The organism is Mongoliibacter sp. (genome assembly GCF_007692705.1).
Classification (GTDB): Bacteria; Bacteroidota; Bacteroidia; order Cytophagales; family Cyclobacteriaceae; genus Mongoliibacter.
On sequence record NZ_REBN01000114.1, the window covers coordinates 14,747 to 27,448 of the forward strand.

The window sequence follows — 12,702 nt, forward strand, 5'->3', positions numbered from 1 at the left end:
GTTAAATTTCCGTTTATACGCAGTTTTCCCATCTAATAAGCAAGTAATTATTAAGGAAATAATTACGGTTTAAAAAAAAGGGGAAGTGATTTTGGACAATTCCAAATTCAGCATTCGTCATAATTTATCAAACTGAAGGACAGGGACTTGAACTTGAGACGGTTTCATATCATCTATATAATCACCATACTCTTCCTGACCTTCAACAGATCATCGGAGGCAAAGCAAAACTTTATCAGTTTTGAAGATAATATCAAAAAACTGCGAAATAGGGCTGAGCATGTAATAGAGCTTTGGGACAATACCAAAGGACTACCTCAGAATGCCATTTATGCTATGGCTACTGATAACACGGGATTCTTGTGGATGGCCACTGAAGAAGGCCTTGCAAGACATGATGGCAGTGGTCTAAAAATTTTTGATAAGGATGGTTATAGTGAAATGCTGGATCAAACCTACTATTCATTTTATAAGAGCAGTAGTGGTATATGGGCATCCTCTGACAGAAGTGTCGCCTTATTGGAAAAAACCATCAAAAAAGTCATTGATTGCAATCATATAGCTGAAGATTCGTGGATCATGACCTTGTCTGAGGATGACAACGGTTACCTTTGGATAGGTACACAAGACGGAAGTGTTCATCTTTGGAAAAACGATAATTTCAGCCTTCTGCCTAACTGGAAGATGGAACCTGGTACCGAAACCCAAAGCCTTTATCACAAAGGCGACGGTATTATGCTTATAGGAACCAACCGAGGACTATACGAATACAATTATAAAAACAATACTTCCAGGCTTTTGACAGAAAGAAACATTGTAGCCCGCAGGGTCCTGGTAGAAAATGGTAAAACCTATATTGCTGTACCTGAAAAAGGCTTGTACAGAGTAGAAGATAATAAATTGCTAATCGAATTGGTTTCCTTCGATAAGATCAAGGATATTAATTTTCAAAGTATCACAAAAGATAAATTCAATAATGTATGGGCCGGTTCTACCGAAAATGGTGTTATCAGGATCAGCAATGATGGCGTAGAAAGGTATTATTTTGAAGAAATCAGAAATTATACTGTCCGAAAAATTTTATATGATGGAGAGAATTTATACCTCGGCACGCATGGGCGGGGATTGGTAATCATCAAACCTGCAAAAGTAAGGCAAATTACCCAAGATCGATTACGTAATAAAAATATCAAAGCGCTTTATCAGGACAGGGACTTTAATTATTGGGTGGGTACCAAATCAGACGGTATCTACAAAGTCCAAGGAGAACAGGCCACTTCTATCAATCGAAACGACGGCTTACTATTAAACTGGATAAACACCATTGGGGAAGATAATCAAAACATCTACGCTGGCACCACAGCGGGAATATCAATTATCGATAAAAGCACCAAGAATGTCGTTGGGAAAATCACTGAAAAAGAAGGGCTTAAAAGTAACTATGTACTGGCTATTTTTCAAGACTCGCAAGAGACCTTATGGATATTGACTAGATATGGGGGGCTCCAATACCGCGACAAAAATGGGGCATTGAAAAGCATAGCCTTGCCGGATAAGTTTCGTAACACCAATTTTAACACCATCATTGAAATGCAAAATGGTGATATTATGGTAGGTTCTATGAATTATGGAGCATTCAGGATTTCTAACAGAGAATTTAAAGAAAATATAGTCCTCCCACTGAAGCCCGGTGAAAATGTAATTTATGCCATTTACCAAGACAAAGATGGTGACATCTGGTTTGGTACCCATGGGGGTATAGTCTTATACCGCAATGGTAATTTCAAAAGGCTGACAAAGGATAAAGGACTTAGTTCAGTTTCCGTTTTCAGCATCACACATGATGGGAAAAATGGAATCTGGGTAAGTAATAATTTTGGAGTTCAGTACTTCCCTGACACCGAATTAAAAAATTTCAAAAACTCAACTGATGAAAACTTCTTTGCCTCATCAGTCTTGTATAATAAAAGTCATGGAATGCCAAATTCAGAAACCAATGGATTGATATTCCCTTCAGCATTCAAAGATAATTTAGGTAAAATATGGATTCCTACAGTAGAAGGTGTAGGCATCATTGATCCCATGGATCTGGAGTGGAAGGAAAATTCTGCAAACTTCAATTGGGATGAACTTTTGGTGGCTGACAAGAAATTGCCAATTCAAGAAGAGTCACTGGTAATCCCACCTGGGATAACAAGCTTTCAGGTTTCATTTTCAAACATTGATTTTTCCAATCCTGCGGAATTCAGCATCTATTATAGAATACCCAGTATCAATGACAATTGGGCTCCAGTAAAAGACCAGAAATCTTTAATCTTCAGTGGGCTTTCACCCGGTAATTATGACTTGGAAGTCAGGGTAATGAGAAATGGACAATTGGATGGAATACATAAACTTCAAATCCTAGTTGAGGCTTTCTTTTTTGAAACGCTATGGTTTAAGTTACTCGTAATTTCTTTGGTATGCATTTTGGTATATTTTGTGATCAACTACTTTGCGAAAATCAAAATCAATAATACTTTAGAGAAGTTAGTCAACAAAAGAACTTTAGAACTCAGCAGTACCAACGAACGATTGAAAGTAGCTCTGACAAAAATAGAATCACAAAATCACAGTCTCAAAGAAATTACTTGGCAACAATCTCACTTAGTCAGAGCTCCACTTACCAAAGCGCTTGGACTTATTCACCTTTTGATCAATTACCCAAAATATAAAGAAGTAGGAAAAAGTAAAGAACAGTTAGAAGAGGAAATACTTCAGACACTGAAACAGTTGGATTTAATTGTGCGTGAAACGCATGATAAATCTGAGAATCTAGTAAATAATAAATGAATAAAGAGACAGAGATATTGGTAATTGATGATGACCCAGGGGTCATATTTCTCCATAAAATAATTATTCGGGAATCCGGCCTCTGTAAAGAACCTAAAAGTTTTGAGGAGGCGAAAGAAGCGCTGGAGTTTATTTTATCTGATGTGGAAAATAAAATGAACTTTCTGATTTTCTTGGATATAAACATGCCCTATATGAATGGTTGGGATTTCCTGGAAAAACTCAGTCCTAATGTCAAGCAGGAAAAAGTAAAAGTTATAATGGTCACCTCCTCTCTTTCCTATGCTGATAGAGAAAAAGCAAAGTCATTCAAGTTGGTTTATGATTTTTTGGAAAAACCACTTATAGAATCTCAATGTCAGCATATTCAGCGGAAACTAAATGGCTGGATGAATAACTTGTTAAAGTAGGAGCTATAAAAACCGAAAGGTTTGTGAGCTTTATATTTACTCTGAAATGAAACTCATTATAAAAACAAAAACCCGTCAAAACTTAGATTTTGACGGGTTTTTGTTTAACAGTGAAAAGTAAATTACTCTATTTCCTTTAACAATTCCTCAACTGCTTTTTCCAACTGCTGGTCGATACCTTTATCTATCTTTCCAGGCATATTTTTCACTTGGAATTGTGGCTTGGTTTCATTGTTTTCCATCCAATTTCCCGCTTTATCTTTGGCTGAAATAGGGACTATTCCCCATCTACCGCCATTGGGCAAGGATTCCCAACCTGCAAAAGAACATGTTCCAGGAGTTGGCATTCCTACCGTTTTACCAATCTTGAGATCGGTATAGCCACAAGCAAAGCAATGACCATCTGAATAGTTCCCCTCATTGAACATGGCAAGGGTGGGTTTGGTCCATCTGAATGTAGGTTCATAGCCTACGTCCCTGTCTTCAGTGGCATAGGTGATGAATTTCTCTCCCGTAAAGAACATGGCAAGATCAGCCACCAAATCTCCTCCTCCATTGAAACGTGTGTCCACAATAACACCTTCTCTATCGTGAAATTTCCCCATCATTTCCTCATAAGTAGTCCTATACGGCCCATCCGACATACCCGGAATATGTACATAACCAAGTTTTCCACCACTCAAGCTGTCAACTTCAGCCTGATTACGCTTTACCCATCTTTTATAGAGCAATCTGTTTTCCTCAGCAAGTGTGATTGGCTTGACAGTAACCTGCTTCCTGCTATTGTTGGTAGGGTCTATAAGTTCGAGCAGTGTAAACTTATCTGCCTTTCTATTAAGGTACCATGCAAGATCTTTATCTGTGGAAATAAGTTCTCCATCAATTTTTTCAATAAGCATTCCCGCTTTGATACCCAATCCTGCCTTGTCCAATGGCCCGTCTTTGACAATCTCCTTGATCTTGATTCCATCTTCTTTATGACTGTAATCCATAAAAATCCCCAAAGAAGCAGTGGCATCAGCCTGTGGAATAGAGCGGTTGTAAGATGCACCTGCATGGGAAACATTCAATTCCCCAATCATCTCAGATGCCATTTCTGCAAACTCATAACCATTACCAAGGTATGGAAGGTATTTGCGGTACTGTTCAGTGAGCTCCTCCCAGTCCACTCCATGCATGTCAGAAGTGTAGAAAGCTCCCTTCGTCCTGATTTTGATATGCTCGAACATTTGCTCAAATTCAGCCTCTTTGTCCAATGTCATTTCACCTGCTATTTTTATCTGCTCCTTTTTACTTCCATTATCTGTGATTTTGGAAATACTTCCACCAGAAAGTAGGTAAAGATTTTTCATATCCTTATCCCAGGTAAGGCTCCCATAGCTCGCATCCAACTTCAATTCCATCTTAGTTTCTTTGGTCCTGATATTGGTACTCCATAAGTTCATCCCCTTTTCAAACCGGGCAAGATAAAATAACTTCTCTCCTTCTTTATCAAGTACGGCATCTCCCAAATTAGCAGAATGTATAGTCAACTTGGCTTTTCGATCCCTTAGGTCTTCCCAATCAATTTTGAGCTCTTCTACTTTTTTCTTATCCTCTTCCTTCTTATCCTCCTTTTTTTCATCTTCTTTTTTACCTGCTTTTTCCACAGCTTTCATCAAGTCAAAGTCTTCCTTGCTCAGGTTGAATTTATCGTAGGATTCTTTAGTAAAAAAGAGGGTAAAAACATCATTTTGCGAACCTCCGCTAGTGGCAAAGCTTTTTAACCCGTCTCTATTAGAAAACCAAATCATTTGCTTGCCATCATTTACCCACTTTGGGTTGCTGTCTCCATAACCACTTTGGGTAAGGTTGATCATTTCTCTTTTACCTTCTACGTCCAAGAGTACCACTTCACCATTGGCCATAGTTGGTCTGTAAGAGGCCAAAAGCCATTTACTATCCGGACTCCACTCAAAATATTGATCCCCATCACGCATGTGAAACAGGTGTTCGGGCGTCATCAATTCAACACTGTTTCCGGATGCAATATCCAACACCTTGAGTGTCCTTCTACCTTCTACAAAGGCAAGCTTTTTTCCATCTGGAGACATTTTAGGTAGGTAACAGTCAACATCTTTGCTAACCAATGCTTCTTCTTTCAAAAGAGTACTGGCAAAAAAGAAAGGCTCCTCAGTATCTCGTACCTTGGTTGTTTTGAAAATCTGCCATCTTCCATCACGTTCAGAAGCATAAATAATGGATTTTCCATCGGGGCTAAACTCAACAAAACTTTCCTGATTAGGCGTATTGGTGATCCTTTTGGTAATTGAACCATCCACAGAGGTTACAAACACCTCTCCTCTGGCAATGAATGCTATTTCTTTGCCATCAGGAGAAACAGACATTTCTCTGACACCTCCATTAATACTGATATAACTATCAGGATTAACACCTGCTTGGGTTCTAATATTTACTTCAATTTTAACAGGATCTTCACCGTCTCTAAGAGTATATAATTCTCCATCATAAGAAAAACTCATCAACCCATTTTGAGCAATACTGAGGAATCTTACCGGAAAATTTTCCAAAGATGTTACCGCAGTTTTCTGATCCGGCTTATCCATTGACATTTTAAAAACATTAAAAGTCCCTTCGGCTTCACTGAGGTAATAGACTGTATTTCCGTCGGGCGAAAATACTGGATTCCTGTCCTCACCTTCAAAATCAGTGAGCATTTGATGACTTCCTGATTCGGAATCATACACCCAAATGTCTCTGGTAATTGCAGATGTATGTTTTTTTCTCCAAGTGTTCTCCCCTCCTTTTTTATCATGGTAAATGATTTTATTACCATCAGCATTCAGTTGAACCGCCTCAGCTGGAATAGTCCACATCTGATCTACACGACCTCCTTTGACAGGAACCATATAAAGTTCAGGTTGTGATGCTGTAGGGTATTGTCTGTGCTCAGCCAAGTCTTGTCTCACCCCTCCAAATATTACCGATTCATCATTGGCAGAAAAAGAGTAAGGCATTTCATCATTGGAATGAAAGGTAAGCCTGGTGGCTGTTCCTCCTTCAGCCTGCATGACAAATACGTCAAAATTACCGTAACGGTCCGATGCAAAAGCTAACTTACTTCCATCTTTACTCCATACAGGCATGAAATCATGCGCATCGTGAAAAGTCAATTGCGTCGCATTTCCACCTTCACTGGGCACTGTATAAAGATTGCCTTTGAATGTAAATGCAACTGTTTTACCATTTGGTGATATGGCTGGGTAACGGAGCCATTTGGGATTTTCCTGCCCATATACGGACATCATCATACAGACCATCAATGAGGTCATCCATATCTTTAATCTTTGCATAAAATAATTTAATAGTTAAAGCCCAAAAATAGACAAAACCTTTGTAACTGTTCCGTATTTTTATCCCGAAGGTCAATTGAGGATAAATACCAAATCAATTTTTTTCTCATCGGAAGTCAATACATGCGTCAAGGCCAATACTGAAATCATCAATACCTCCAACCCAATCTAAAATCTATGTTTTCAGCTACATGGCCATGTACTTTCATTGATGCTCCTATGGAGAAATTGGAGAAAAGCCTATAATGAATCGCGTACCTCTGGTAAAACCTGCTTTCAATATAACCAGTGGGCTTTTGAGTATAGATAGCAAAACGTTGACTGAAATCGAGCCTACCAAAAATAAAATGGTGTGAGACAAAAGGTGATGGCATCAATGCTTCCCACCTACTTTGCACTACTTCCAGAGAAAAATCTTTTGTCAACTCCATTCCAAAGCCAAAGGCATTGATATTGGAGACGGTTCTATACCTGTCTGCCAAAAATGAAAATACAGGCATCCTTCCTGACCGCCATTGAGCTTGCCGATGCGTAAGTCCCGTTTCCAAAAGCCATGACCAAGATTGTTCTTTGGCTTGCTTGGGATATTCCTGCAACACAGCCTTCTGAAGGTAATGCGTTAGACCAAAACCTAACATTGGGTAATTCATGCCTTTATTAGGCTTACTCTGCCCACCATTCGAGATATGGTTATACTGTAAGGTCAATTGCGCATGCCAATTATCAGCAAAATGCATCTCCACCTTTGGAGTAACAAAAACCAAGAAGCTTATGGGTGCGCTGAAGAAAATATTTTCAGGGTTATCTGAAGGATCGTATATATTGTCTAGATAACTCATTCCTAAGCCTGATATTAAATTGAAACTCCATTTATCGTTATGCCAAAGAATAGGCTCAAAAGTAGCTGATAGGCTGGTTGCACTGCCTAAGACCTCTCTAAATGCAAAGTCATGATGACTCAGTTGAAGGCCGGTATAATAAAAGCAATTACAGTTTTTCCATTTATTTTGACTACTGTTCATGTATTGGTAATGCAGAGAAAATCCAAATGGATTAGTTTGAGATAAAGGTCTCACACTTTCAGAATGGGCAATAATAAAACCATAACTCCCTTCGAAACCTAACCTATGGGATTCTTGTCCATAAACATGAGCTTGACACCAGAAAAACATTAATAAAAGAATGACTTTTTTCATATACTCAATTCATGTTAGCAAATGCTACTCCTAATTCCAAAAATTCCATAAAATGCCTAATTCATCTAGCCAAAGGTATAATTGTATGACCTAAATCATTTTTCTTCAACGTGAAAAGTCTTAACTTTCTAATCAGAGAAAGATCAAGAAATATATCAATTTTTCCTAAAACCAGACCCTATGAAAATTCTAGTTCCAACCGATTTTAGTGACAATGCCAATAATGCACTTGATTTTGCCACGGAAATAGCAAAGGCCGAAAAAGCAGAAATCACCTTGTTATATGCATTCTATGCCGTCTATGATTTTGCAGCACAAGCTACAGAAATAATTAGTACTATAGAAAGAGATGCCAAAAAGCAACTGAAGGAAATTTCCGAAAGGTTCAAATCCCAGGGCTTGACAATAGATTATAAGATCATCCAAGGAAGTGTGGCAACTGCTGTGACCTCATTTGCCTACCGAAATGAATATGACTTAATCGTAATGGGGACTCAAGGAGCAAGTGGTATCAAAAAAGCACTTATTGGCTCAAACACTGCTCATGTAATCAAGGATGCCATGACCCCGGTTTTGGCTGTGCCAAACAATGCAGATCTACCATCAAAAAATAAAATATGCGCTGCCTTGGAATTATTGAATGAAAAAGAAATTCAATTCAAAAACCTTTTTAGACTCAGCGCAAAGCTGAACCTACCGTATGAGTTTTTCCATATTTGCAAAGAGTTAGCTTTTGATAAAAAAATAGAAATAAAAGGCCTGGAATCCTACCTGAAAGATACCTACCCGGAGATACAGGCAAGTTTCCATGTCAATTATGCTGACAATACTGAAGAGGGCATCAAGAGCTATTTGGATAAAAACCCAAACTCCATATTGGTTACTTTCTCTAAAAACAAAACATTCTACGAATACCTTTTCAACAAAAGCACAAGCGTAGAGATGGCCTATCATACTCATGTACCACTTCTCGTAGTCAAATAAAAGCTATTATTTTTGAGGTTGAAGCACTTTCTTTTCAGAGAACAAATTGGGGGAGAAATATAAACATGCATAGAAACAAGCAACTATGCATTGCTGTATTTTATAAATTCAGATTGTCAGATGCTTTATAATTTAGAGGAAACAAAAAACTAACACTATGCAGCAAAGATCATTTTTACTAAAGGCAATTGCCATTCTTTTTATTTTCACCTCAAGCCATGCTCTTTTAGCTCAGGAACGCTCGTCCCTATTTTGGAAAGTTTCAGGTAATGGTCTGGAACAAGACTCCTACTTATATGGCACCATACATATCATCTGTAAAGATCAGTTCCATGTTGGTAAAAAAGCATTAAATGCATTAAAAGACAGTAAGGAGCTTTTACTTGAAATCGATATGGCTGACCCAGAGATTATGGGAAAGATGGGCCAGATTTCTTTCAATGAAGGCATGAAAAACATAAATGAATATATTTCTGAGAGCGATCAGGAGAAGGTTAATGAATTTTTCAAAGAAAGTTTTGGTGCTGGATTGGAACAATTAGGGGCAATGAAACCCTTTATTTTAAGCTCCATGGTACTTACTCAAGTGATTTCCTGTCCTGATATAAGTAGTTATGAGCAATTTTTTCTTGGCAAAGCACAGGAAAACAAAATCCCCATAGTCGGTTTGGAAACCATTGAATTTCAAGTAAGTCTTTTCGATGAGATACCAATGAATGAGCAAGTAGATGAATTGGTTAAATCGATCATAGACAAAGAAAAAGGAAGTCAGGAATTTATGGAGTTAGTCAGCGTATACCTGACTGAAGACATAAAATATATACATGATCAAATATTATCTTCGGATATGTTTGCAAACTATACCGACGCGCTACTATATGACAGGAACAAAGCCTGGATCCCAATCATTGAGGCATCCATGGAAAAGAATTCAGTGTTTGTGGCAGTAGGTGCAGGTCATCTGGGATCAGAAAATGGCTTGGTCCAATTGCTAAGAAAACAGGGATACAATGTTGAGCCAGTCCTCCAATAAAATTGAAATATCCAAATAGGAAGTCAATACAGATATTTTCTATAAACAGCCAGAGAAATTTTCAAAGGTTATTTTTGGCTGAGATACTTAATTATATCTAACCAAAAAATATTTTGGGTTCCTTCAGTTTTCAACTTGCTCAGGAAGACAAAACATATATTATTGATTTTTAGCAACTTGAAAGAAACAACTCTAAGTTTGTTGATAAGGTCATAATATGGTCATCATAGCAAATTCCAAATGAAGCTAATAACAGCTCTTATATCAAAATACTTTGATTAATTTAAGCTTCCGAAAAAAGGAAAATTTGTTTTTATGGGAGTAAAAAAAACGGTCAGGGCCGAGATTTTAGCCATTGGTGATGAACTGCTTTATGGGCAGATCATAGATACCAACAGCCATTGGATCAGTAAGGAATTGGATAAAATCGGCGTCAAGGTGGTTCAAAAGACTACCGTGGGTGACAATAGAGAAGCAATTTTAGCGGCATTCAAGGCTGCAGAAATGCGTGCAGATATCATTCTGATGACAGGTGGATTGGGGCCAACCAATGATGACCTAACCAAACCCCTTTTGGCTGAATATTTTAATTGTGACATTCAGCTTGTCCCTGAGGCGCTAGAGGCTGTACGCACTTTCTTTGAGAAAAGAGGGAGAGAACTTACAGAATTGAACAAGCTACAGGCTCACCTGCCTACTAAATGTACATACATTCAGAATGAGGTCGGTACTGCCCCTGGAATGTGGTTTGAGGAAAATGGCAGTGTGTGGATGTCGATGCCAGGCGTCCCACATGAAATGAAAAGATTAATGGAGGAGTTTGTCATTCCAAAAATAAAAGAGATCTATACGCTTCCAACTATTTACCACAAAGTGATCAAAACAGTCGGAATTGGTGAAAGTTGGTTGGCTGAAATATTGAAAGACTGGGAAAAGAATCTTCCTGAACATATCAGATTGGCCTATCTCCCCTCTCTCGGACAAGTAAAGTTACGATTAACTGCTTTTGGAGATGAATTAGAAAGTTTACAAAATGATGTGGAAGACCAAATTCTAAAGGTCATGCCTATCATAGAAAAGTATGTTTTTGGATATAACCAAGAAACCTTAGAAGAAGCCATAGGCCGTATGCTCAAAAAGACTGGCAAAAGAGTCGCATTTGCAGAAAGCTGCTCTGGTGGTTATATTTCACATCTGGTTACGAGTATTCCAGGTAGCTCAGAATACTTTCAAGGTGGAATAATTCCATATCATAACCACTTCAAAAATAAAATACTTGATGTGGACAATCAGACCTTATCGGAAAAAGGGGCTGTGAGCGAAGAAACTGTCATTCAAATGGCCGCAAATGTCCGTGGACTATTCGAAGCCGATTTTGGCTTATCAAGCTCAGGTATTGCTGGTCCTGGAGGCGGTTGGGCAGAAAAACCAGTTGGAACTGTCTGGATTGCTTGTGCTTGGGAAAATGGAAATATTACCAAAAAACTGCAACTCACCCAGGATAGAATCCTCAACATACAATTGACAGCTGTAGCAGTTTTGAACATGCTCCGATTGGTCATCTCAGGAAAAACAGAATAAAAATTTTATTAATCAATTTTGCATTGGCAAAAATAAAATTTAATTTTAAAACTCAGAAATAAACCCAATTAAATAATAAAACTATGGCGACCGTAGAAATGCTGATGCCCAAAATGGGTGAAAGTATAATAGAAGGAACAGTTCTTACATGGCTCAAAAACGAGGGAGATTCCATCGAACAGGATGAATCTGTACTTGAAGTGGCCACAGATAAAGTGGATACTGAAGTTCCTGCCACCCATGGCGGAGTATTAAAGAAGATTTTGGCCAAAGAAGGTGATGTTGTTGCTGTAGGCGCACCCATTGCTATCATTGAGACAGAAGGTGATGAAGGGGCCGAGGTTCCTGAGTCCACATCAACTCAAGAAGGCAAAAATGGAAAAAAAGAAGAATTGATCGCTGCTGCTCCAGCGCAAACAGCCACTTTGGTGTCAGACAGTGTTTCTTCTAAAAATACCGAGGGAGATGAAAGATTTTATTCTCCATTGGTCACGAGTATAGCCAAAGAAGAAAATATCAGCAAGGAGGAGTTGGCTAATATTCCAGGAACAGGGAAAGAGGGACGCGTTACGAAAAATGATATGTTTGCTTACTTGAAAACCAGGAATCAAATTCCACAGGCAACAAGCTCTAGCACATCAAAAGTCACTCCATCTGTGCCAAAAGTTGAGATTTCCATTTCAGGTCAGGATGAAATCCTCGAAATGGACAGAATGAGAAAAATGATTTCTCAAAGGATGGTAGATTCCAAAAGGATATCTGCTCATGTCACTTCATTTGTTGAAGCTGATGTGACAAATATTGTATTATGGAGAAACAAGGTAAAAGACGCCTACAAGAAGAAAGAAGGTGAACCACTTACTTTCACTCCATTCTTTATCCATGCAGTCGCAAGGGCAATAAAGGATTTCCCAATGATCAATATTTCTGTTGATGGTGACAAAATCGTCAAGAGAAAAGAAATAAATATAGGTATGGCGGTTGCCCTACCTTCCGGGAATCTCATTGTACCCGTAATCAGAAATGCGGATCAATTGAATCTTTCTGGCTTATCCAAAAAGATCAATGACCTGGCCAATAGGGCAAGAATTAACAAATTGAGCCCAGATGAATTAAGTGGTGGAACTTATACTGTATCCAACGTAGGTTCATTTGGAAATGTAATGGGTACACCTATTATCATGCAGCCACAGGTAGCCATCTTAGCTGTCGGTGCTATTCAAAAGAAACCTGCTGTAGTAGAAACACCTACTGGTGATGTCATAGCCATCCGACATAAAATGTTTTTGTCACACTCTTATGACCATAGAGTT

At 38.4% G+C, this 12,702-nt stretch carries 8 protein-coding genes; 6 read left to right on the forward strand and 2 right to left on the reverse strand.

Going from position 1 to position 12,702, the window contains the following annotated elements:
- Positions 1-147: 147 nt before the first annotated feature.
- Both EA341_RS05015 and EA341_RS05020 read left to right on the forward strand, forming a co-directional pair.
- The gene (locus EA341_RS05015; protein ID WP_293011888.1) at positions 148-2,832 is read left to right on the forward strand and encodes a two-component regulator propeller domain-containing protein; all 2,685 of its coding nucleotides are present in this window, start codon (positions 148-150) and stop codon (positions 2,830-2,832) included.
- On the forward strand, positions 2,829-3,242 hold the full coding sequence (locus EA341_RS05020) for a two-component system response regulator (RefSeq protein WP_293011889.1): 414 nt from the start codon (positions 2,829-2,831) through the stop codon (positions 3,240-3,242). Before EA341_RS05015 ends, EA341_RS05020 begins: the two co-directional genes overlap by 4 nt.
- Before the next feature lie 122 nt (positions 3,243-3,364).
- On the opposite strand, the gene EA341_RS05025 is transcribed toward EA341_RS05020, so the two are convergent.
- Positions 3,365-6,595: a S41 family peptidase gene (locus EA341_RS05025; RefSeq protein ID WP_293011890.1), complete on the reverse strand. Its 3,231-nt coding sequence runs from the start codon at positions 6,593-6,595 to the stop codon at positions 3,365-3,367.
- 149 nt (positions 6,596-6,744) lie between these two features.
- On the reverse strand, positions 6,745-7,791 hold the full coding sequence (locus EA341_RS05030) for an acyloxyacyl hydrolase (protein ID WP_293011891.1): 1,047 nt from the start codon (positions 7,789-7,791) through the stop codon (positions 6,745-6,747).
- A 180-nt stretch (positions 7,792-7,971) separates the two neighbouring features.
- On the opposite strand from EA341_RS05030, the gene EA341_RS05035 reads away from it, so the two are divergent.
- From EA341_RS05035 to EA341_RS05050, 4 genes are all read left to right on the forward strand, one after another.
- Complete coding sequence (locus EA341_RS05035; RefSeq protein WP_293011892.1) at positions 7,972-8,775, forward strand: universal stress protein; 804 nt, start codon at positions 7,972-7,974, stop codon at positions 8,773-8,775.
- Positions 8,776-8,932: 157 nt separating this feature from the next.
- On the forward strand, positions 8,933-9,808 hold the full coding sequence (locus EA341_RS05040; protein ID WP_293011894.1) for a TraB/GumN family protein: 876 nt from the start codon (positions 8,933-8,935) through the stop codon (positions 9,806-9,808).
- 315 nt (positions 9,809-10,123) lie between these two features.
- On the forward strand, positions 10,124-11,389 hold the full coding sequence (locus EA341_RS05045) for a competence/damage-inducible protein A (RefSeq protein WP_293011896.1): 1,266 nt from the start codon (positions 10,124-10,126) through the stop codon (positions 11,387-11,389).
- 83 nt (positions 11,390-11,472) lie between these two features.
- Positions 11,473-12,702 (forward strand): dihydrolipoamide acetyltransferase family protein (locus EA341_RS05050; RefSeq protein ID WP_293011898.1); only part of this gene is annotated, 1,230 nt, incomplete at its 3' end.